Here is a 21,938-nt window from a genome sequence, read left to right on the forward strand (position 1 = left end):
CTTCTCTGCCTTCCTCCTTTTTCAGGCCATGGCCAGCGAGAGCAGGTGAGCGGTGTCGTTGGCCAGTTCGATGGTGAACGTTGCCGAATCGTAGTCGTACCGGAGTTTGTAGAGACATAGATTACTGTGCTCAAAGTGGTCCATTATCGACAGGGGCTGGTTGGTGAGCCAGCACAGTAAGATACGCATGGCTCGCCCGTGCATGGTAATCAGGATGGTTTCTTCGTCGGGATGCGAAAGAATTATGTCCATAGCCACTTTTTGCCGAACGCTGACCTGGTCGGGGCTTTCGCCCCCGTCGGTGGTTTGGGCCGAATTGCCCGACGCCCAGGCGTCAATCAGGCTGCGGTAATATTCGTTCTCCAGATTGCCGGGCGCTTTCCCTTCCATTACCCCCCAGCTAATTTCGTTCAGGCCGGTAAGTTTCTCGTAGGGCAGGCCGAGGTCGATAAATGGTTCGGCGGTCTGATAGGTACGTTTTAGACCCGATATATAAATCTTGTTGAAGGGCACATGCTGGTAGGCCAGAAAAAAGGCCATTGCCTGTGCCCTTCCCATCTCGTTCAGGTCCGAATCGACCCCGCTGCCCTGCACCACGCCCCGCCGGTTGTAGTCGGTTTCGCCGTGGCGAATCAGATAAATTGTTTTATGTGTCAAGCGTAATGCAGCGTCAATGGGCAAATTTCCCCAAATTTGACCCTCAAAATTACGCATTTATTTGTTTCATGTTCCAGGTTTCAGGTTTACTGGATGAAACCTGAAACCTGGAACATGAAACAGTTTAACCCTACTATGCATGAAAGCTGGCTTCGACTTAACTACCCTTTCGTTTATTGATACTGATTCCATGGGCAAACACCTCGGCATCGAGTTCGTGGAAGCGGGCGAAGGCTACCTGATTGCCCGGATGCCGGTCGATAAGCGCACCCAACAGCCGTTTGGTATTTTGCACGGGGGGGCATCGGTGGTGCTGGCCGAAACGCTGGGCAGTGTGGCCTCCTGGATGCTGTTAGACGACCCGAACACCCAGCGGGCGGTGGGGCTGGAAATCAACGCCAACCACATCCGTTCGGTACGCCAGGGCTGGGTATATGGCCGCTGCACGCCCATTCATACGGGTCGCACCACCCACGTCTGGGACATCCGCATCACCGACGAGCTGGGCAAACTCGTGTGCGTGAGCCGCCTGACGATTGCTGTAATTGGGAGTTAGGAAGATATGTAATAAGTATAGACCCTGCCGAATACATTTCGATTTGGTTAACTTTGTTTACCTATTAATCATACTGTGATGCAAACCAGCCAGCCCCTTTCCAATCTTCAGTTAGAATTGCTAAAGGTCTTCTCCCGTAATGTTCCTGATGAGGATTTAAAGGCAATTAAGGCGTTATTATCCAACTACTTTGCTCAGAAAGCGGCACAGTTAGCTGATGACGTTTGGGACCAAGAAGGCTTTACGGAAGAAAAAATGAACGAATGGCGGCAAAGACACTTACGTACTGACTATAAAGCTCGCCAAAAAGACGATGCTCAATCATGAGAGTCGTGATTGATACAAATCAACTACTTAGTTCTATTTCGCCAAAATCTACATCTCACTGGTTGTACGAAGCTATTTTTTCTGGACGATTTACGCTCTGCGTAACGACTGATATATTAGAAGAATACGACGAGATTATTGAGTGGGGATTTCGCCGACGCGACGTAGCAGACAATGTGCTTGAAGCCTTGATCAATTCGCCGTTTGTAGAAAAGATAAATGTGTCTTTCTTCTGGTGGTTTATTAACGTTGACCCTGACGATAACAAATTTTCTGACTGCGCCATAGCCTCTGGTGCTGACTATTTAGTGACGGAAGACAAGCATTTCGACGTACTGGCAGAAATTGACTTCCCCAAAGTTAATGTAGTTAGTTTAGGCGGGTTTCGTCAGATTCTGAATGCTTGACGAGTCCATCAATAATCACTAAATAGTTTATGTCTACGCCATTTGCATTACCGATAGGTAAGGTAAACTCGTGTGTGTAAGCCGTTTGACGATTGCTGTAATTGGGGGGTAGCAGGGCTACCCTCCCGGTTCGCTTTTTTCAAAATGTGCCCACAGAGACCGTTTGGAATAAGTCAGTACGTTATCCGGCATCGCCATTTTTAGGGTCTGTCCATTCGTATTCCTGTTCTAACATAGCCTTGCCAGTCTACACGAGTTTCGATAGTCAACCCCTTTCCGTACCTTCGCCCTCCCAAACTACGCAACAAAACCAGCCTCAACAGCATAACCCGTATGCAGCAAAAAATCCGGCGCGAAGATGCCCTCGACTACCACGCCAAGGGTCGTCCAGGCAAACTCGAAGTCGTTCCTTCCAAAGAATACAGCACCCAGCGCGACCTTTCCTTAGCTTACTCGCCGGGTGTGGCCGAGCCGTGTCTGGCCATCGAAATCAACCCCGACGATGCGTATAAATACACGGCCAAAGGAAATCTCGTAGCCGTGATCAGCAACGGTACTGCCGTGCTTGGCTTAGGCAACATTGGCCCTGCCGCCAGCAAACCCGTTATGGAAGGTAAGGGGCTGCTGTTCAAGATTTATGCCGACATCGACGTATTCGACATTGAACTGAATACCACGAACATCGACGAATTTGTTCGGACGGTAACGATTATGGAACCCACGTTTGGTGGCGTAAACCTGGAGGACATCAAAGCCCCGGAATGTTTCGAGATTGAGGAACGGCTCAAGCGCGACATGAACATTCCGGTCATGCACGACGACCAGCACGGCACGGCCATCGTGAGCGGGGCGGCCCTGCTCAACGCCCTCGAACTGGTGCATAAGCCCATCGAAACCGCGCAGTTTGTGATCTTAGGCGCCGGAGCAGCCGCCATTTCGTGCGCCCGCCAGTATGTGGCCCTGGGCGCTAAATACGAAAACATGGTGATGTTCGACGTGAACGGCCCGCTCCGCACCGACCGCACCGATCTGAGTGAGATTATGCGCCCGTTCGCGACGACCCGAAACATTCAGTCGCTGGCCGATGCTTTCGCCGGGGCCGATGTGTTTGTGGGCTTATCGAAGGGAAACATCGTGAGTCAGGACCTGATTCGGCTGATGGCAACCGACGCCATTGTGTTTGCGATGGCCAACCCGAACCCCGAAATCAGCTACGACGATGCAATGGCTGCCCGGCCCGACATCATCATGGCTACGGGCCGCTCCGATTACCCCAATCAGGTCAATAACGTCCTCGGATTTCCCTACATTTTCCGGGGTGCGCTCGACGTTCGGGCGACCGAGATCAACGAAGCCATGAAATTAGCGGCTACCTACGCGCTGGCCGACTTAGCGAAAAAACCCGTGCCGGATTTGGTTAATCTGGCCTATGGCGAATCGAACATGATTTTCGGGCGGACGTACATTTTACCCAAACCCGTTGACCCACGTTTGCTGTCGACGGTGGCCCCGGCGGTGGCCAAAGCGGCTATCGAGTCGGGCATGGCGCGATTGCCCATTACGGACTGGGATGCGTATGAGCAGCAACTGGCCCGGCGGCTGGGGCAGGACAACCAGATTTCGCGGGTTATCCTGACCAAAGCCAAAGCCAGCCCGAAGCGGGTGGTGTTTGCCGATGCCGAAAACCTGAAGGTACTGAAAGCCGCGCAACAGGTTCGGGATGAGGGCATTGCTCATCCAATTCTGCTGGGCGAACGGGCCAAAATTGAACAGCTTATTCAGGAAAACAGCCTTGATTTAGGGACTATTCCTATTGTCGATCTGCGTGCCCCGGAGCAGGAGCATCTGATTGATCGATTCAGTGACGTGTATTTCGACAAGCGCAAACGCAAAGGAGTGAGCACGGTCGAAGCACGGAAGATGATGTATTACCGCAACTATTTCGGTGCCATGATGGTCGAAACGGGCGAGGCTGATGCGCTGATTTCGGGATTAACGCGCTCCTATCCCGACACCATCCGACCTGCGTTGCAGATAATTGGCAAAGAGCCGGGCGTGAAAAAAGTAGCCGGGATGTACATCCTGCTCACCAAACGCGGGCCGCTGTTCTTCTCCGACACGACGGTAAACTTCAACCCGACTGCCGAGGAAATTGTTGAAATAACTGAACTAACCGCCCGCACCGTAGAGCGGTTCAACATTAAGCCGCGCGTTGCCTTAGTGGCCTACTCGAACTTCGGCAGCGCCAAAGGCGACGATGCCGAGAAAATGAACCGCGCCGTTGAGATTTTGCAACACAAACACCCCGACATGGTTGTGGATGGCGAAATTCAGGCACACTTAGCCTTCAATACAGAGTTGCTGCAACAGAATCACCCGTTCAGCAAGTTGGCGGGCGAAGGTGCCAACACGCTTATTTTCCCGAATCTGTCGGCGGCTAACATTGCGTACAACCTGATGAGCGAAGCTGCTGGTTTCGACGCCATCGGCCCAATTTTACTCGGCATTCGCAAGCCGGTTTACGTGTTGCAGTTAGGGTCATCTGAACGCGAAATCGTTAACATGGTGGCCATCGCCGTGGTCGAAGCACAGGGTAAATAATTATGAATGAATAATGTACAATGAAGAATGGCTAATGACTCAAGTCACAGCCGCAGCATTCATTGTACATTATTCATTATTCATTTCTAATATGGCACGCATCTTAACCGGTATCCAATCCAGCGGGCGACCGCACTTAGGCAATATTCTGGGGGCTATCAGGCCCGCTATTGAGTTATCGAAACAGCCTGATAACGAGTCGTTTCTGTTCATTGCCGACCTTCATTCCTTAGTCTCTATTAAGGATGGGCCGACACGCCGGGAGTTCACACGGGCGGTGGCCGCAACCTGGCTGGCCTTTGGGTTAGATACGGTCAAGAACACGTTCTGGCGGCAGTCGCGGGTGGCGGAGCATACCGAACTGGCCTGGCATTTAAGCTGCTTCACGCCCATGCCGATGCTCAACAATGCAACCTCATTCAAGGAAAAATCAGACCGGGCTACCGGGGCAGTCAATACCGGTTTATTTGTCTATCCGGTGTTGCAGGCGGCTGATATTCTGCTGTATGATGCCGAAATCATTCCCGTTGGCAAAGATCAGCGGCAGCATATCGAAATGACCCGCGACATTGCCAGTGCGGTCAACCGGCAGTATGACAGCGAGGTGTTTGTGCTGCCCGAACCCCGCATCGACGAGCGGCTGATGACCATTCCCGGCATCGACGGGGCCAAGATGAGCAAGTCCTACAACAACTACATTGATATCTTTCTGCCCGCCAATGAGTTATGGAAGGTGATTAAGAAAATTAAATCGGATTCAACACCCCTCGAAGAACCGAAAAACCCCGACACTGACATCACCTTCCAGTTGTATTCGCTGCTGGCCTCCGACGGGCAGGTTGCCGAACTACGCAGCTTGTATGAAGGCGGAAATTACGGCTACGGAACAGCGAAAAAAGCGTTTTACGAACTTATCATCGAACAGTTTGCTGCCGAGCGCGAACGCTTTAATTATTATACGATTGAAAACCCCGACGCCCTCGAAGCCGAACTTCGGGCAGGTGAAGAAAAAGCCCGTGCCGTTGCCGGACAAACCATTGCACGCGTTCGGGAAAAGCTGGGATTTAATTAGTCGATTCGTGAACAACTACCGTTAACTCACTTCATTTGGAGGAAGGGTGTGGATTTGTTTACTTTCAGGCAGTTAGCTAAACCAATAGTTAACAAGTAGTTAATATCCACTAACCTTCCACTATGAACACCCTATCTACGCCCTGTAGCCTGAACTCCGTTCGGCTAAATCCTCGTGAACGTGAATTTCTACGGTTTGCCTGCTCCGAATTGACCTACGTCCAAATCGCCGACCGCATGTGTGTCAGCCCCCGCACGATAGATGGCTACCGGGAAGCCTTATTTACCCGCGTCAATGTGAAGAGCCGGGTCGGCCTGGCATTGTGGGCAGTGCGGACGGGCGTGGTGGTGTTGTGAGAGCGGACGCGTTTAAGCTCATCTGTTAATAGGGGCTTAAACGCGTTCCTTCCTCTACTTAGCCGGGTCGGGATTACCCGGCGGGCGACGGGCCGTATTGCGGATATTGACCAGTTTAAGCAATAAATCGAACCAGAACGGAGCACCGAACGAAAGGGCTGCAGCGGTGAGCAGCCAGCCGAACAAAGCAAGCAAACCGCTTTGTCCGGGCTGCAATTTCGGCCATGTCAATGAGCTTGATTTATCAGTTGGCCACTCCCAGCCAATGGGTAGTTTGAGATCAGCTATACGACTTTGTACGAACTTTATATAATAAGATTGTACGGCTAAACTATCTGCACCAGTCAGGTTAGATTTTATAACAAATAGGGAATCAGTATTTCCTGTTTTTGACGTAGCGGAATCGGGCTTCACTAATGTACTGTCATAGCTGTGAAGATATTTTCCAAATGTAGTGTCTTTTCCAAATGATTCTCCACCCGTTTTAGTCGTGTTAATAGCTTCAGCTACCAGCCGTTCACGCAGTCCATTATCATTGAAAATCCGGCTGGCCAGGTGAATCGTATCCACATTTAGAAGCAACGCTACCAGAGCCGATACAATCCGCACAACCCATAACGCATTCTGCTTGAACCAGCCCGACACTTGCTCCATGTAGCCGTTGTACCATTTTTCCAACTCAGCTTTGAAGGTTTGAAAATCGTCGGATTTGGCAAGGATGGGTTCGATTAACTCATTGATAGGTTGGTATTTAGGCTTGAGTAGCGCCAGTTGAATGGATTTCATCGTCTGCTGCGTGGCGGTTAATCTACGCGACGCAGGCCCTCCTGCTTTTACTAACAGATCAATCAGCACCGTTGAAAATGAGTCGGCAGAAAGATAGGTAATGGGCTTGGAAACACGCCAGAATTTGCCTTCTTTGACACTCGTCAGTTTGTGGCTAAAGAAATCGCCGGCTATGGTTGTTCCCAGTAATTTATCAAGAGCAAGTCGAAGCAATTTTGCCCGCTGTTCAAGAACAGTGTTAATCAATTCGACAATGCCCGAAACAAAAATGCTGAAAACGAAAAAAATAAAAATCAGCGCAATAGCTACATCCAGCAGAGTAAATACATTGATGTTCATCATCTGGAAAGAGTTAAGGATAAACTGACTAAACTAAGTGGCATCTAAAGCGAGTGGTCAGTAAAGTTGAGAAACCGGTTTAGCCTATGCAAGCGTAAAAACACCCTTTTTAGTCCAGAAAAAAACTTGTATAGCGCTTATTAGCGCAGGAGCAGGCAGTCCGCCGGAATTTTGCTTATTTTGCCCATTCCAACAACCCTGCCTTATGCTAAACCTCGGCTTTGTTTCGGCCATTCTCGCTGATTATGACCTGAATGGCGTTCTGAAATTCGCGTCGGAGTACCAGTTCAAGTGCGTTGAACTGATGTGCTGGCCCACCAACAATGCCGACGCCCGCCGGTATGCGGGCGTGACCCATGTAGATGTCGACGATCTGCACCCTGAGCAGATTCGCACCTTAACGCGACTGCATCACGTGTCGATTTCGGGGCTGGGCTACTACCCCAACCCGCTCGACCCGAACCGGGAGCAGGCCGAATTTTACCGCGAACACCTCAAAAAAGTCATTCGGACGGCTGCCAAACTGAGTGTTCCGGTCGTCAACACCTTCATTGGCCGGAATCCGTTGCTCAATATTGCCGATAACCTGAAATTGTATGCCGAACACTGGCCCGGCATTGTGAAGGTAGCCGAGGAGTGTAACGTGAAAATTGGTATCGAAAACTGCCCCATGTGGTTTACCGGCGACGAGTGGCCGGGTGGCAAAAACCTCGCCACCACACCCGCCATCTGGGACCGCATGTTTGAGATTATTCCCTCGCGGGCGCTGGGGCTCAACTACGACCCCAGCCATCTGATCTGGCAGATGATGGACGAAGTCCGGCCCATTTATGATTACCGCGACCGGCTGCACCACATTCACCTCAAAGACGCTAAACTCTATCCTGACAAACTTAACCGGGTGGGCATCATGGCGAATCCGCTGGAGTATCACTCGCCCAAATTGCCCGGTTTGGGCGATGTGCGCTGGCGTGATTTCTTTGCGGCTCTGACCGATGTTGGCTATCGGGGGCCAGTATGCATTGAGGTGGAAGATAAGGCGTTTGAAGGCAGCCCCGACGACGTAAAATCTGCCATTCTGACCGCCCGGAACTACCTGGGCCAGTTTTTAGTGCTATAAGCCACCCGGCAGCTTGATTTTCCTCACCTTAGACGTCCTTCCTGCATGAAGCGAGTAACTACCATTGACGTAACGCGCGGCTTAGTCATGGTCATCATGGCGTTAGACCACGTCCGCGACCTGCTGCATATTCCGGCCTTAACCCAGAACCCCACCGATTTCAATACCACAACACCCGCCCTGTTCATGACCCGGTGGATTACGCACCTGTGCGCGCCAACCTTTGTTTTCTTGTCGGGAACGTCGGCCTACCTATCGCTGAAACAACGAAATACGACTGCGGGGTCCAACGCATCGGCCCGGCAGTTCATGCTGAAACGGGGCCTGGTGTTAATTGTGCTCGAACTAACGATTATCAACTTTGCTTTCTGGTTCGACATTCGCATTCAAACCATTATGTTACAGGTCATTTATGCCATCGGTGGTGGCCTGGTTCTGCTTTCCTTACTGACGCGATTGCCCGTCAGATGGCTAATGATTATCGGGTTGGTAATTGTGTTTGGCCATAATCTCCTGCAACTTGTGCCTGCGTTTACCAATCCGGCAGCCCGGCTGGGGTGGGCCTTGCTGTTCCGACCGGATTTTTTTCCGGTTAGTCCGGCGTTTGCCCTGTTAATAAACTATCCTGTGATTCCCTGGCTGGGAATTATGCTGGTGGGCTTTGCCTGCGGGCAACTTATGGAACGCCCCATTGAGCAACGAAAACCCTGGCTGCTACGGTTTGGGCTGGTCGCACTGGGTCTGTTTGTCCTGCTCCGCTTCGTCAATCTATACGGCGACCCAGCCCCCTGGACCACTCAGAAAACCGAATTGTTTACCTTCCTGTCGTTTATCAACGTCACCAAGTACCCGCCCTCGCTGCAGTATGCCCTGCTGCTGTTGGGCATTATGTTCCTAATTCTGTCGGCGGCCGATGGGGTCAACAACGCTCTCACGCGCTGGCTGATGGTGTACGGAAAAGTGCCGATGTTTTATTACATCCTGCACTGGTATCTGGTGCATCTGTCAATGCTGGTAATGGCGTTTGGGCAAGGGTATTCCTGGGCCGATGTTCCGTCGGGCCCTATGAATTTTGGCCGACCCGATGGCGCGGGCGTTTCGCTTGGTTGGGTATATGTTGTCTGGGCAGGTCTGGTGTTGCTGCTGTATCCAGCCTGCAAGTGGTATGGCCGCTACAAACCGTCTCACCCGGAAATTGGGTGGCTGCGGTATGTGTGAGGGTTGAAATTGAGACGGTGCTGGCGGAGATACTGGAGGAGTAACTTTCTTTGGTATTCTGATAATCAATCACCGCTGAAACAATTCTTCCACGGTCATCTGCAATTCGGGTAGGGCGGGGGCCGCACTCAGCATATCGTCGTCGGTGCAGATGGTAACGGTTTTGGGGGAGGTATAAACGTAAACCTCCTTGTACAATGGGTACACCCACCAGACAACCTGCACACCGGCATCAAAGTATTCATGAAGTTTTACAATGCCTTTGTGCTCACTGTCGCTCTCGGAAGCAAACTCCACCACGAACCTGGGAACCACTTTAACATCAGCGTTCATTTGCCGGAGTTGTTCATTGTCGAAGAATGAAACGTCCGGTCGGCGCAGTTGCCTGTTCGTTACCCACGAATCCATTTCTGGACGTAGTCGCCACCCGTTTTGAAAAGCAGATGTTTTAACAAACAGATTTTCGAGATTCGTTAAAAGGTAGTTCTCATCCTGTCTCATTCCAGTGGTGGGTTCAAGTACGCCGTCGTTAAACTCATAGACGTAGTTGTCGTCCGATTCCCAACGCAGAAAATCGGCCTTGCTCATCGTCTGACCAGCGTATTTGGGAACCCCATAACGGTCGTTGTGTACTTCGGCTATCATCGTTCGGCTTGTGCGGCTATTTTTACCAAAGATAAACAAAAGCGCCGAACCTCCCGGCCCGGCGCTTTCTCAAAACTCATGCTGGTTTACTGGTTCACCGGCATCAGCCGGAATACGTAACCGGGCGTTTCGACCGATACATACACGTAGCCATCAGGCCCCATTTCCACGTTTCGAACACGCCCGATGTTTTTCAGCAGGTTCTCCTGTTTCACGACTTTATTGCCGTCCATGACTACCCGGTTGAGGTACTGAAACCGCAGCGAGCCAATCAGCAGATTGTCTTTCCAGCCGGGGTATTTAGCCCCCTCGATGAAGGCCATCCCCGATGGGCCAATGGATGGAAGCCAGTAGGTAACCGGCTGCTCCATACCCTCTTTGGCCGTGAGGTTGGTAATGGGTTTGCCGTCGTAATTGATGCCATAGCAAATGACCGGCCAGCCGTAATTGCTGCCTTTCTTAATCATGTTCAGCTCATCGCCCCCGCGCGGGCCGTGTTCGTGTGCCCAGATAGCGCCCGTAGTCGGGTGCCTGACCATGCCCTGCGGATTCCGGTGGCCGTAGGAATACACCGATGGGTGAGCGCTCTTGTCCTTCACAAATGGGTTATCGGCGGGAATGCGGCCATCGTCGTGCAGGCGGTGAATTTTACCCGCATCTCTGTCTAACGACTGCGGATTTTCTTTCTCGCTACCCCGGTCGCCCACCGACACGTACAGATACCCCTGTTTGTCGAACACAATGCGCGAACCGTAGTGGTGGCGGGTTTTGGCGTAGGGGAGGGCCTCAAAAATGATTTTCTGGTCGGTGAGGGCGTTGCCCGCTAATTTGGCCCGCATGATGGCCGTCGTCGATAATTTCTGATCGCCCTCGGTCTTAAACGCCGAATACGAGAAATAAACGAGTTGGTTCTTCGCGAAGTCCGGGTGTAATGTCACATCCAACAAACCGCCCTGCCCCTCGGCCAAGACGCTTGGCCCACCCGAAAGTTTGGTCTTTTGCCCATTTTTACCGACCCGGTAGATGTCGCCGGAGCGGTCGGTAATCAGCATGTCGCCTTCGGGCAGGAATGCCAGGCCCCAGGGTGAGCCAAGACCAGCCACAACGGTGTCTAACTTAACCGTTTGTCCCTCCGAGGAAAACACGTTCGACGTTGGTTTGCCGGCGAATTTATACTGGTCTACATTTTTGAGGCTTTCCAGAATCAGGTCGGCCATCTGGTCGATTTCGGCTGGACTCAGCGTGGCTTTCCAGGACGGCATGCCCAGGTCGGGGTGGCCCTCTGAAATGCTTTTAGTCAGATCGGGTTTAGTGTTGCCGTGCTTCCATTGGCGGTCAACGAACGCTTCAACTTTTTCGCCATGACAGGAAGAGCAATAGGTCTGGTAATTTTCGCGGGCGGTCTTGGCCCGGTCCCGGCGGGGAACCGCTGAATTGGCAACGGGCGAGTCCATACTGGGCTTCGTTTCGATGAAAAAGCTGCTTAATAAAAACACGGTGAGGAACGCCGTGCCGATAGTAATCCTGAGCATAGTTGTGAGGTTGGCGAGTGAAAACGAAAGTTACTGCTTCTACTTTTCTTATAGAAGTCATCCTCTTTTTTTATATACTGAAACCCGGCTCCGTTTAAGCAGGGCCAGCAACGTACTCTGTTCAAAACGGTGGTTCTCATAGTCCTCTCGCTTCGCTGTTCCAACGGTAAGTTATCCGGCAGATTTAAACTGAACTATGTTTGTGTGACCCCTGCGGGGTCAGATGTTTATAGAGAAGCCCCATTTGCTATAAACATCTGACCCCGCAGGGGTCAAATCAAGGCTAAGTAACACAGGTTAATTCTGCCTGAGTACTTAATCCGGCAGCTATAGAGGCCATCGGTTTTCTTCCCCAACCAGCCCTGATTCTCCTCAATTTATAGGTAAACCTATAGCCCGAATGTAGGTCTTTGTGGATGGTACCGCAACTACCTCCGGCAGACCTTTGTATCGTCCTGTTAATCAAACACAACCATGATCGCTAACTCCTCTACCTCCGCTTCTGACGCCCTTCACACCACTGCCCCGACTTCGCAGGATGAAGGGTTCTTTGGTGTGCTTTATGAAATCATCCGGCGGCACCCGGTTTTATTCACGGTGCTGTTTATGATTCCGTTTGTGGCTCTATTGATCTCGATGGGCCTGAAATGGTTCTATGTCTTTTATGACTCCGCGCATTATCTTTCCAATTACCAGATTGACCCCAAAACCGGCACCTGGTCCGACCAGCAGCGTTTTTTCAGCCCCGGCATCGACCGCTACATTCGCGAACTCGATATTGCCGGGTTGCTGGGCGGCATCGTCGGGATTTTTATCGGGCTGTTCGTGACCGTCTCGACCGAGAAGGCCAACCGCCAGAAGGAAAAAGTGAATCAGCAGGAGATGGACCACATCAAAACCCAGACCAACCTGCTGGTTCAGGCCACGCAGTCGCTCAATACGCTGATGATGGACGTGAGCGGCAAGGTCAACGAGAAAGTCCTGCTGATGGAAGGCGCCGACGAACTCCTGAATGGTATCAGCAAGGTTGTCGATTCGGCGCAGTCGCAGGGGAACGACCTGCTGGTGCTGTCGAATACGGCGCGGGTAGAAGGCATTGCTCCCTTTCGGATGGAGTACGTTGCCAAACATGCCGACCTGAAACCCCACGAGTTACGCAACGCCACTCAGTTCGATTACGCCCGCAAAGCCGAAGCCCTCCAGCGCGACCGGATGGACGTTGAAAACAAGCTGAAGGGTGCGGCCCTCTACCTTCAGAACATAGGCAGCGACGCCCACGTTGAGTTTGTGACACTCAACGACCAGAACGAAGGCGCCACCCACGCCTTTCTGAAATACCTCGGCAAAGTGGTTAATGAACACGTGTCGGTAGAAACCTACCGCCCTGGCAGTAACGCCCTCCTGAGCCAGCGCGAAGACATCCCGCACCACAACCGGTTTCTGGTGCCGTCGTCGGCTGATGATGCGGCTGAACCAAAATCGCTGTTGGTGAACCAGTTATATCGAGATCATTCGCAGGCCATCCAGGAGATGCAGGAGTTGGGCATCCGGGTCTCGAAGGTCAACAAAACCCTGCCCGTGCAACTGTTCATCAGCGCGCCCCGCGAAAACAAACCCGGTATTTTTCGGGGCTTGTGCGTCTGCATTCTCGGCAGTGGATCGAGTGCGAGCGGACGGGCAACTAAACTGACCGCCTTCCTCACCGAAGACCCGCACATTGTGGCCTCCATGACCGAGCTGTTCTACGATTACCAGACCGACGGCAAACTCAACACCCAGGAATTTGTGGGTCATATCACCGAGAAATCATGAAAACGCTGCTGATTGTCTGGATAATCGTTTTTGGAATGCGTATAGAATTCACCCAGGCTCAAAACCGGGTTGGGGGGCATCTGGGGTTTGTGCATCCCCTGACCACCTTCCAGCGTGAGGGAACAACGTCCATTCTGGATAACTATGTTATTGGTTTCCCGACGGGTATCTCCGTGCAAAAGAGTGACCGGGTCGCCTTCGATCTGGAAATGGTTCCGTTCGTGTGGGGCAGCCGGGGTGTCAAAAATTTACTGATTCATCCGGGTGTGTTGTGGGGATTAAAAAACAACTATACCCTGGCAACGCGGGCTGCCTTTGAACTGGCCGGTGTATGGGGGTTTACGCCTTCGCTGACCAAAGGGTTTAAAATCAAGGGCGCCAGTACCTACGTCGATGTAGCCACTCCGCTGCGGTGGGGAACGGGCAATGGGCCTTCACTAACGATTGCCATTCACGCCGGAATCGGCTTTTAGACAGATACCTACGCTTATGTCTACCCTCTTACTGATCCGCAAACTCTGGCCTTTTGTGCGTAGCTACCGGGGTAGTTTAGTGCTGGCACTCTTCCTGACGATGGTTGGGGCGATGCTGGCGCAGGTGACGCCGTTGGTGATGGAGTACTCGGTTAATACCGTGCAGCAGTTGCTCAAACGACCCATCGACAAGGCCGAAGTGACCTGGGTGGTTGGTAGTTTGGTTGGTATTCTGCTGACGAAGGAATTGCTGAGTCTGCTGGTTCAGTTGGGGCAGAAATTCCTAAGCGACCGCATTCGGTTTCGGATGGCCGCCGACCTCTACGACTACACCATTCGCCGGATTGTTTCGTACCACCTGTCGTTTTTCGCCCAGAGCCACAACCAGATTGGTAAGCTCGAAAAGCGCATCGACAAGGGCATCGAGAGCCTGACCAAAACGGTCAAGAATCTGTTTGTCGACATTGTGCCGATGATTGCCAATGCCGCCTTTGCGTTGGTGCTGATTTACAACAAGAACATCGGCGTTGGGGTTGTGGCGACACTGGTGCTGCCGCTGTATGCCTACATCAGCCGGGAGCAGACCAACCGCCAGAAACAAATCCGCCGAAACATTCAGGAAGTGCGGGAGAATAAAGCCAACGCGCTTTTTGGCCTGCTGGAATCCATTTTCGTCGTAAAATCATTCGTTCGGGAAGGCTATGAACAGGGCCGTCAGCACGCGCTGAATGTTAGCCTGAGCGAGAACGAAATCCGGCATCACCGCACGAACTACCTGTTCGACGGGCTGAAAAGTGTGGCTGAGCAAATCGGTATTGTGCTGGTGTTTGTGGTAACGATTTATTTCGTGCTGAACCGCCAGATGAGCGTTGGAGCTATTCTGCTGCACATCATGCTGTTCAATAACGTGTCGGCTCCGGTTCGGCATCTGCACCGCATCTACGACGAATACACCGAAGCGTTGGTCTATGCCGAAGGGTTTTTCGACATGATTGAGAATGATACCTACCTGCACCAGCGCGGGTCGCTCACGACAACCACCTGGAAGGGGCATTTCGCGCTCCGCAACGTTGATTTTGTGTATCCCAACGGCAAGCAGGCCCTCCGCAACGTAACGCTCGACCTCGAACCGGGAAAGGTGACGGCCTTGATTGGCTTGTCGGGAGCCGGTAAAAGCTCCGCGCTGAACCTGCTGGCCGGTTTTTACAACCCCACGCACGGCAGCGTTCTACTCGACGGGCAACCCTTAGCCGACTACGACAGCGAATTTGTGCGGGAAAACGTGGGGTTGGTGCTTCAGAAAAATCACATTTTTGCCGGAACCGTCGAAGAAAACATCCGCTACGGTCGGCTCGAAGCCACCCACGAGGAGGTGGTGGAAGCGGCCCGGAAGGCCAGCCTGCATGAACAGGTGCTGCAGTTACCGCAGGGTTACCAGACCGAAGCACGGGCCTTATCGGGCGGGCAGCAACAGCGCATCGCCATTGCGCGGCTGTTCCTGAAAAATCCACCCGTGCTGCTGCTCGACGAACCAACGGCCAGCCTCGATGCCATCACCGCCGAGCAAATCAAAGACAGTTTAGACGCCATCAAGCAGGACCGAACGGTGCTGATTATCTCGCACAACATCAGCCAGATAATGGATGCCGACAAGATTTACGTACTTCAGGATGGCGAAGTGGTCGGGCAGGGTACGCACGAATCGCTTTACCAGTCGGGTGGCCTTTACCGCGACATTATTGATTCCAACGCCCGAACGCTCAATATCAGCCGGTTAGCGGCTACGGTGCTTGGGTAAATGTTTGCTTCAGCTTCCATGTTTCACGTTTCAAGCAGGGCCTTGCCTTGTGAAATATGGAACCTGAAACATGGAACCTGAACGTTGAAACTAAAAACATGAACCAGACGATTCGAGGCTATACGCTAACTCAGTGGCTGGGTTCGGGCGGTATGGGTGAGGTGTACCAGGCGCATCAGGCGGGTACGCAACGCACCGTGGCCATCAAGTTGCTCCGTCAGGTGGAGCAGGCCGAACGCTTTCGCAACGAAGCGGCTGTGCAGGCATCGCTGCGGCACCCGCACATTGGGCTGCTCTACGAGTTTTTCGTGGAAAATGGCCTTTCCTGCTTAGTGATGGAATACATCGAAGGGCCAACTATCGAGCAGACTATCCGCAAAAATGGCCCGCTTCCGGAAGCGACTGCCTGGAAACTGCTGGGTCAGATTGCCGCTGCCCTCGCCTACCTGAACGACCGGGGCATCGTTCACCGCGATTTGAAAGCGGGTAATATTAAACTACCCCGACCTGACAAAGCCAAACTGCTGGATTTCGGCCTGGCCCGGCTGGCCCATTCACCCCGACTCACGCGCCAGGGGCATCTGGTAGGTACGGCCTCGTCGATGGCTCCAGAACAGTTTGCGGGCGAAAGCAGTGCAGCGTCCGACTGCTGGGCGCTGGGTGTTTTGCTTTATGAGATGGTAACGGGCTATTCACCCTTTGGGGGAAGCACCGAGTCGGAAATTGGCCGGCTGATTCAAAAAGCGGATTATCTGGCCCCCGCCCGGCTGAATCCGGCCTTGTCCCGCGCCAGCATTCGGCTGATTGACAGGCTGCTGATGGTGGCACCCGAACACCGACTCACAGCGCATCAGGTGCTGGAACGTATCGAACACCCAAGCCACCTGGAGGCTCCCGATTGGGTTGCCCCCATTTGGAAATGGTGGGAAAAAATGAAGCGGTAACGGCCCGTCGCTGATGGGTTTAATCGTTAGAAAGGCTGACCCAATCCTGTTCCGAATCCGTATGCCATATCTTGGAGATATGGCATACGGATTCGGAACAGGATTGGGTCAGCATGACAACTCAAACCGCGACCAACTCTTTGCGCTCCCCGATTTGTTGCCGCCACATGGCATAATAGAGGCCCTTGCGATCCAATAACTCCTCATGGCGACCCTGCTCGACTACATGGCCCTGCTCCAGCACGAAAATCCGGTCGGCGTGGAGAATTGTGCTCAGGCGGTGGGCAATCAGGATGGTGATGTGTCGGCGCGAACCGGATAATTCGCGTACCGTCCGGCCAATTTCTTCTTCGGTCAGCGAATCCAGGGCCGACGTGGCCTCATCAAATACTAACAGCGCGGGTTTGCGGAGCAGGGCGCGGGCAATACTCAGCCGTTGCTTTTCGCCCCCGGATACTTTCACCCCGCCTTCGCCAATCACCGTATCGAGACCTTGCGGAGCACGGGACAGCAGCGAGTTAGCGGCTGCCTGATGCAGTGCCGTCAGGCATTCGGCATCGGTAGCGTTAGGGGCTACGAAGCGGAGATTTTCGCGGATAGTTCCGGCAAAAAGCTGCGTATCCTGCGTTACAAAGCCGATTTGCTCCCGAAGTTCGTCTAAGTTCACCTCGTCGCCGGGAATATCATTGTACAAAATCTGACCACTTAGGGGTTTATACAACCCGACCAGCAATTTCACGAGCGTGGTTTTGCCGGAACCACTGGGCCCGACAAACGCGATGGTTTCACCGACTTCGGCCTCAAACGAAATGCCATCGAGGGCGGGGTTAGGGGCGGTGAGGTGTTTGAAGCGGACATTTTCGAAGGCCAGCGTTTTGAGGCTTTCGACCGGTTGCGGATGAATTGGTTTTACGTCGCGGGGCGTATCCAGAATCTGCTGAAAATTAGCGAGTGAGGCTTCGGTTTCGCGGTAGATGTTGATGATGTTGCCCAACTCCTGCAACGGGCCGAAAATGGCGAACGAGTAAATGAACAGCGAGAAAAACTCGCCCACCGTAATTTCGCCCCGCACCACCAGAAACAGCATCAGCAGCATGATGGCGTTGCGGAGCAGGTTTACAAACGTGCCCTGCACAAACGACAGCGACCGGATATAGCGCACTTTTTTGAGTTCGAGCTTCAGGATTTTTTCGGTTGTAGTGTTCAGCCGTTCGGTTTCCTGCTGCGCCAGGCCGAGGCTTTTCACCAGCTCGATGTTGCGGAGGCTCTCCGTCGTTGAACCGGCTAAAGCGGTGGTTTCGGCCACAATGGTTTTCTGAACGGTCTTGATTTTTTTGCTCAGCAGCGAACTCACAAACCCCAGCAGCGGAATGGTCAGGAAATAGGCCGGCGCGATGGGCCAGTACACGGTGGCGGCATACCACATCACAAACACAATGCCCACCACCGACGTAAAGAGCACATTGACAAACGATTGAATCAGCTTTTCAACATCCGACCGTACTTTCTGCAACTTGCCCAGCGTTTCGCCCGACCGCTGGTCTTCAAACACCTGATAGGGCAGTTCGAGCGAGTGACGCAGGCCGTCGGTATAGAGCCGTGCCCCCAGCCGCTGGGTAATCACGTTGACATAATAATCCTGGAAATTCTTGGCAATGCGGCTCACCATCGCCACACCGAGGGCCTGCAAAATCAGGAGGCCCGCCCCGTTTCCCAGAAAGTCCCAAAAGTCGATTGTCCGCAGCGTGCCGCCCGGCTTGACAACGTACTGGTCAATGATTTTTCGAAAAATGTACGGGTCCAGCAGCGAGAAAATCTGGTTGATGGCGGCCAGCAGTAACGCGAGGGCCAGCAAGCCCCAATAGCGCCGTAAATAACTGTAAAGAAGCTTCATAAACTGAGTTGGTGGTAGGGAAAATAGTGGATACTTGTTGTTACTCCGGCGTGATAAGGGCCGAACGGATTCTTTTACTGTAACAAAGAACAGGTCGTTTTGGGTCAAGTTTAAACGCAAAGACCGCAAAGATTAGCGCGAAGTTCGCAAGCTATTACTCCTTTGCGCTCTTTGCGATACCTTTGCGCTCTTTGCGTTAAGATAAGCACAACATGAAAATCGCCTATTTACTCCTGCTGACGGCCAGCCTGCTAACCACCTGTGGCCGTACCGAAAAAACGCAGGACAACACGACCCAATCCACCACTACTACCGATTCAGTGACAGCAACATCGCCCAAGCCCCGGAACTGCCAGTCGATTGTAGAGCCCGACAAACTGGGCAAAGCCAATGTCTATCAGGAATCAGCGAAACCCATAAAAGTCGCCCTGACATTAGATCAGGATACCAGTACGACTGAGATTGCCAGCGGCTGTTATTATAATTATACGGTTACGGTGCTGGCCACGAAAAAATCGGGGAGTCCGTTGTTCAAGCGGACGCTGCTCAAAGATGACCTGCTCTATTTTATCAAGAGTGACGCCGTTGTGGAGCGGTCTGTCCTGCAAAACACGATCTACAAACCCACCTTCAACGGTCAGAAATACATTACCCTCAGCATGCGGCTGCTGGAGCCGGGCAACCGGAAAATTACGGATTACACGCTGTTTATGAACTACTTCGGGGAGATTGTGAAGGTTCGGTAATTGGTTGCTGTCATTTTTTAAATAACTCTGCCACAGCCATCTGTAATTCGGGCAAAACCGGGGCCGCACTCAAAACATCATCGTCCGTACAGATCGTAACGATTTTTGGTGAGGTGTATACGTAGACTTCTTTGAACTCGGGGTACACCCACCAAATAACCTGTACTCCCGCATCAAAATACTCGTGACGTTTGGTAAGGCTAACCCGTTCGTTATCACTTTCGGAAGCAAATTCAACCACAAAGCCGGGAATAACTAACCTGCCAGTAGCTACCAGACTTACCTGATCGGCTGTATAATAAGCAACATCTGGACGACGCATCTGCTTCTCCCTGATCCATACATCTACTTCTGCCAATAGTTCACCCTCTTGTTGATAAGCCTGGGTCTGAGCGAAACGCCGGGTCAATCGTTTGAATAACAAAATTTCATCCTGTCGCATACTGGTGGTGGGTTCGAGCACACCGTTGTTGAATTCATACACGTAGTTGTCATCTGACTCCCAGCGCAAAAATTCAGTTTTTGTCAGGCGGTGGCCAGCGTATCTGGGGATTCCGTATCGCTCACTATGCACTATCGTCTGCGTTTCCATAGCGTGTGTTTTACCCAAAGATAGCAAAAACGCCGGACCTAAGCGATCCGGCGCAATCGAAAACCATACATCAAAAACCGTAACCCTCAAACCACTCCCGCCCTAATCTCATCGACCACTGCCGGGTCCAGCAATGTCGTTATATCCCCTAAATTACCCGTGTCACCTTCGGCGATTTTGCGGAGGATTCGGCGCATGATTTTGCCGGAGCGCGTTTTGGGCAGGCCCGTTACGAACTGAATTTTGTCGGGCTTGGCAATGGGGCCAATCACCCGGCTAACGGTCGCCAGAATGTCGCGCTTGGTCAGGTCGGCGTCGTGGCCATCGGGTAATTGGTCGGTGATGACGTAGGCGTAAATGCCTTGCCCTTTGATGTCGTGCGGATAGCCCACCACCGCACTTTCAACCACGCCCGTGTGCATGTTGATCGCATTTTCGACCTCCGCCGTACCGATGCGGTGCCCCGATACGTTCAGTACGTCGTCGACGCGGCCCGTGATGCGGTAGTAGCCGTCTTCGTCGCGCAGGCAACCGTCGCCGGTGAAGTACAGCCCCGGATAGGTGGCGAAATAGGTTTGGCGGCAGCGTTCGTGGTCGCCATAGGTTGTGCGGAGGATACCCGGCCAGGGGAATTTCATGCAGAGGTTTCCGCTGACGCCGTTGCCTTCAATTTCTTTCCCCGCTTCGTCCACCAGCACCGGCTGAATGCCCGGCAGTGGGAGCGTGGCATAGGTCGGTTTGGTTTTGGTAATCCCGGCGATGGGCGAAATCAGGATGCCCGCTGTTTCGGTTTGCCACCACGTATCGACAATCGGGCAGCGTTTTTTGCCGATATTTTCGTCGTACCAGTGCCAGGCTTCCTCGTTAATTGGTTCGCCTACGGAACCCAGCACCTGCAAACTGCTCAGGTCGTGGTGCTCGACTTTCTCCAGACCAAAGCCCATCAGCGACCGGATGGCGGTTGGGGCGGTGTACAAAATATTGACCTTATGCTTGTCCGTAATGTCCCAGAAACGCCCGGCATCGGGATAGGTCGGGATGCCTTCAAAAATCAGCGACGTGGCTCCGCAGGCCAGTGGTCCATACACGATGTAGCTGTGGCCTGTAATCCAGCCAATGTCAGCCGTGCAGAAGAAGGTTTGGCCTTCCTCATATTGAAACACATTCTGGAAGGTATAAGCCGTGAACACCATGTAGCCCCCACAGGTATGCACCACCCCTTTGGGCTTGCCTGTGCTGCCGGACGTGTACAAAATGAACAGCATATCTTCGGCGTCCATCTCTTCGGCGGGGCAGTCGGCGGTGACCTGCTTGAGTTCCTGTTCCCACCAGATGTCGCGGCCTTTCAGCATCGACACCGGCGTTCGGGTGCGGGTGAGCACAATCACTTTTTGCACACTCGGACAGCCAATCAGGGCGTCATCGACCGTGCTTTTGAGAGGAATTTCCTTATTACCCCGGTAGGCGCCATCGGCCGTAACGACAACTTTGCACTGCGCGTCGTTGATGCGGTCGGCGATGCTCTGCGCCGAAAACCCACCGAACACCACCGAATGCACGGCCCCAATGCGGGCGCAGGCCAACACCGAAATGGCTAATTCGGGCACCATCGGCATGTAGATACAGACGCGATCACCCTTCACCACGCCATTGCGTTTCAGCACGTTGGCGAATCGACAGACCTGGTCGTGGAGCATCTGGTAGGTGAGCGTCACGCCCGCTTCATCGGGGTCGTTGGGTTCCCAGATAATGGCCGGTTGGTCGGCCCGCGTGGCGAGGTGCCGGTCGAGGCAATTTTCGGTGATGTTGAGTTTGCCGCCAACGAACCACTTCACGTTTGGTTCGGTGAAGTTCCAGTACAGGGTTTTGGTCCAGGGTTTGCGCCACTGAAATTCCTGCGCCACTTCGGCCCAGAACGCTTCGGGGTCGTCAACACTTTTCTGGTAAGCGGTCTGATAGTCGTCAAAGGTTCGGATACGCATTTTCAATGATAGAATTTTGAATGAGTGAATGATTGAATTGGGCGTTGGTAGTAAGAAGAAGTGAAATGGATTCTGCAAAAC

At 52.8% G+C, this 21,938-nt stretch carries 20 protein-coding genes; 13 read left to right on the plus strand and 7 right to left on the minus strand.

Annotated elements, in window-relative coordinates; all coding sequences use genetic code 11:
* Nucleotides 1-21: 21 nt before the first annotated feature.
* Nucleotides 22-657, minus strand: coding sequence for a histidine phosphatase family protein (locus tag ACYVI1_RS13720; protein ID WP_460911033.1), 636 nt, complete (start codon nucleotides 655-657; stop codon nucleotides 22-24).
* A gap of 139 nt (nucleotides 658-796) precedes the next feature.
* Between ACYVI1_RS13720 and ACYVI1_RS13725 the strand changes: the two genes are divergently transcribed.
* The 6 genes from ACYVI1_RS13725 (at nucleotide 797) to ACYVI1_RS13750 (ending at nucleotide 5,976) form a co-directional block, all read left to right on the plus strand.
* Complete coding sequence (locus tag ACYVI1_RS13725; protein WP_460911034.1) at nucleotides 797-1,213, plus strand: hotdog fold thioesterase; 417 nt, start codon at nucleotides 797-799, stop codon at nucleotides 1,211-1,213.
* Nucleotides 1,214-1,291: 78 nt separating this feature from the next.
* A complete protein-coding gene (locus ACYVI1_RS13730) occupies nucleotides 1,292-1,540 on the plus strand; it encodes a hypothetical protein (protein ID WP_460911036.1) in 249 nt (82 codons plus the stop codon).
* Nucleotides 1,537-1,947: a putative toxin-antitoxin system toxin component, PIN family gene (locus ACYVI1_RS13735; protein WP_460911038.1), complete on the plus strand. Its 411-nt coding sequence runs from the start codon at nucleotides 1,537-1,539 to the stop codon at nucleotides 1,945-1,947. The genes ACYVI1_RS13730 and ACYVI1_RS13735 overlap by 4 nt, the downstream gene beginning before the upstream one ends.
* 333 nt (nucleotides 1,948-2,280) lie before the next feature.
* The gene (locus tag ACYVI1_RS13740; protein WP_460911040.1) at nucleotides 2,281-4,548 is read left to right on the plus strand and encodes an NADP-dependent malic enzyme; all 2,268 of its coding nucleotides are present in this window, start codon (nucleotides 2,281-2,283) and stop codon (nucleotides 4,546-4,548) included.
* Nucleotides 4,549-4,639: 91 nt separating this feature from the next.
* Nucleotides 4,640-5,620: a tryptophan--tRNA ligase gene (gene trpS, locus ACYVI1_RS13745; protein WP_460911041.1), complete on the plus strand. Its 981-nt coding sequence runs from the start codon at nucleotides 4,640-4,642 to the stop codon at nucleotides 5,618-5,620.
* Between the two features lie 122 nt (nucleotides 5,621-5,742).
* On the plus strand, nucleotides 5,743-5,976 hold the full coding sequence (locus ACYVI1_RS13750; protein ID WP_460911043.1) for a response regulator transcription factor: 234 nt from the start codon (nucleotides 5,743-5,745) through the stop codon (nucleotides 5,974-5,976).
* A gap of 54 nt (nucleotides 5,977-6,030) precedes the next feature.
* Here the strand turns inward: ACYVI1_RS13750 and ACYVI1_RS13755 are convergent, their stop codons facing one another.
* On the minus strand, nucleotides 6,031-7,104 hold the full coding sequence (locus ACYVI1_RS13755; RefSeq protein WP_460911045.1) for a hypothetical protein: 1,074 nt from the start codon (nucleotides 7,102-7,104) through the stop codon (nucleotides 6,031-6,033).
* Between the two features lie 202 nt (nucleotides 7,105-7,306).
* Between ACYVI1_RS13755 and ACYVI1_RS13760 the strand changes: the two genes are divergently transcribed.
* Nucleotides 7,307-8,221, plus strand: coding sequence for a sugar phosphate isomerase/epimerase family protein (locus tag ACYVI1_RS13760; RefSeq protein ID WP_460911047.1), 915 nt, complete (start codon nucleotides 7,307-7,309; stop codon nucleotides 8,219-8,221).
* Between the two features lie 45 nt (nucleotides 8,222-8,266).
* Nucleotides 8,267-9,439: a DUF1624 domain-containing protein gene (locus tag ACYVI1_RS13765; RefSeq protein WP_460911049.1), complete on the plus strand. Its 1,173-nt coding sequence runs from the start codon at nucleotides 8,267-8,269 to the stop codon at nucleotides 9,437-9,439.
* A gap of 69 nt (nucleotides 9,440-9,508) precedes the next feature.
* Here the strand turns inward: ACYVI1_RS13765 and ACYVI1_RS13770 are convergent, their stop codons facing one another.
* Both ACYVI1_RS13770 and ACYVI1_RS13775 read right to left on the minus strand, forming a co-directional pair.
* Nucleotides 9,509-10,084 (minus strand): Uma2 family endonuclease, encoded by a 576-nt coding sequence (locus tag ACYVI1_RS13770; protein WP_460911051.1) that lies wholly within the window; start codon nucleotides 10,082-10,084, stop codon nucleotides 9,509-9,511.
* An 86-nt stretch (nucleotides 10,085-10,170) separates the two neighbouring features.
* Complete coding sequence (locus ACYVI1_RS13775) at nucleotides 10,171-11,616, minus strand: PQQ-dependent sugar dehydrogenase (protein WP_460911053.1); 1,446 nt, start codon at nucleotides 11,614-11,616, stop codon at nucleotides 10,171-10,173.
* 474 nt (nucleotides 11,617-12,090) lie between these two features.
* Here ACYVI1_RS13775 and ACYVI1_RS13780 point away from each other — a divergent pair, with 474 nt between their 5' ends.
* Genes ACYVI1_RS13780 through ACYVI1_RS13795 form a run of 4 tightly spaced genes read left to right on the plus strand, consistent with a single transcriptional unit; the run spans nucleotide 12,091 to nucleotide 16,643 of the window.
* The gene (locus ACYVI1_RS13780; protein WP_460911055.1) at nucleotides 12,091-13,428 is read left to right on the plus strand and encodes a hypothetical protein; all 1,338 of its coding nucleotides are present in this window, start codon (nucleotides 12,091-12,093) and stop codon (nucleotides 13,426-13,428) included.
* Entirely contained in the window at nucleotides 13,425-13,901 is a 477-nt protein-coding gene (locus tag ACYVI1_RS13785; protein ID WP_460911057.1) for a hypothetical protein, read from the plus strand. The genes ACYVI1_RS13780 and ACYVI1_RS13785 overlap by 4 nt, the downstream gene beginning before the upstream one ends.
* Nucleotides 13,902-13,917: 16 nt before the next feature.
* Complete coding sequence (locus ACYVI1_RS13790) at nucleotides 13,918-15,699, plus strand: ABC transporter ATP-binding protein (protein WP_460911059.1); 1,782 nt, start codon at nucleotides 13,918-13,920, stop codon at nucleotides 15,697-15,699.
* Between the two features lie 56 nt (nucleotides 15,700-15,755).
* Nucleotides 15,756-16,643: a serine/threonine-protein kinase gene (locus ACYVI1_RS13795; protein WP_460911061.1), complete on the plus strand. Its 888-nt coding sequence runs from the start codon at nucleotides 15,756-15,758 to the stop codon at nucleotides 16,641-16,643.
* A gap of 121 nt (nucleotides 16,644-16,764) precedes the next feature.
* On the opposite strand, the gene ACYVI1_RS13800 is transcribed toward ACYVI1_RS13795, so the two are convergent.
* Nucleotides 16,765-18,537 (minus strand): ABC transporter ATP-binding protein, encoded by a 1,773-nt coding sequence (locus tag ACYVI1_RS13800; protein ID WP_460911063.1) that lies wholly within the window; start codon nucleotides 18,535-18,537, stop codon nucleotides 16,765-16,767.
* Nucleotides 18,538-18,749: 212 nt separating this feature from the next.
* Between ACYVI1_RS13800 and ACYVI1_RS13805 the strand changes: the two genes are divergently transcribed.
* Complete coding sequence (locus ACYVI1_RS13805; protein ID WP_460911065.1) at nucleotides 18,750-19,283, plus strand: hypothetical protein; 534 nt, start codon at nucleotides 18,750-18,752, stop codon at nucleotides 19,281-19,283.
* A gap of 10 nt (nucleotides 19,284-19,293) precedes the next feature.
* On the opposite strand, the gene ACYVI1_RS13810 is transcribed toward ACYVI1_RS13805, so the two are convergent.
* Both ACYVI1_RS13810 and acs read right to left on the minus strand, forming a co-directional pair.
* Complete coding sequence (locus tag ACYVI1_RS13810) at nucleotides 19,294-19,875, minus strand: Uma2 family endonuclease (protein ID WP_460911067.1); 582 nt, start codon at nucleotides 19,873-19,875, stop codon at nucleotides 19,294-19,296.
* A gap of 86 nt (nucleotides 19,876-19,961) precedes the next feature.
* A complete protein-coding gene (gene acs / locus ACYVI1_RS13815) occupies nucleotides 19,962-21,857 on the minus strand; it encodes an acetate--CoA ligase (RefSeq protein WP_460911069.1) in 1,896 nt (631 codons plus the stop codon).
* Nucleotides 21,858-21,938 lie beyond the last annotated feature (81 nt).

Source organism: Spirosoma areae, assembly GCF_054781775.1.